This is a genomic window from Streptomyces sp. SID3343, from assembly GCF_009865215.1.
GTDB lineage: Bacteria > Actinomycetota > Actinomycetes > Streptomycetales > Streptomycetaceae > Embleya.
This window is the reverse complement of the sequence record NZ_WWJX01001512.1, coordinates 1-635: the sequence shown is the minus strand read 5'-3', so window position 1 is coordinate 635 and position 635 is coordinate 1. Positions and strand designations below refer to the sequence as shown.

At 72.0% G+C, this 635-nt stretch carries 1 pseudogene; it reads right to left on the bottom strand.

The window, feature by feature from the left end:
• Nucleotides 1-635 (bottom strand): annotated as a pseudogene (locus GT354_RS47600) (cell division protein FtsK); the annotation flags it as partial.

Sequence of the window (635 nt, the reverse complement as noted above, 5' to 3'; positions counted from 1 at the left end):
CCGTCGCGGGTGATCGGGGCGACGAACGCCTTGCCGCCCCACCCCTTGGTCATGGCCTTGTTGATCTCGGCGATACCCAGCGCGCCGAGCGCGCGCAGCACGAAGTGGCTGGTGAGCTTCTGCACTTGCGGCTTGACCACGGACGGGCCGATGACCGGTCGATCCTCCGGCGCGCCGACGAACCCCAACCCGGCCACGATCCCCGCGAGCGTCAACAACAGCGCCCACGTGGGGCCGGCGAGCACGAGTGCGGTGAACAGCAGGCTCGCGCACAGACAGGCTGCGGCGAGGATGGTGCCGCGCAGCCGTGCCTTGCCGTCGCGGTGCTTGGAGAGCTTGAGGTACTCGTTGGCGTCGGCCTTGCGGATCGCTTCCGCCCGCACGGGGCGGGTGTCGGTGTCGCCCACCCATCGGAACGCGCGGCCGACCAGGCGCACCGCGCCGAGCGGGGAGCGCACCGCGAGCGTCCCGGCGTAGACCGGGGTGCGGACGGCGTGGAACGCGAACACGTGCCGGTAGTGGTCGAAGACCCACCGCGCCTGCTCGCGCAGAGCTTCACGCGAACGCAGCCACGCGGGGAGCACGTCACGGCGCTGCTCGCCGCGCACCGACTCGTTCCACGTCGGCCGCTCACG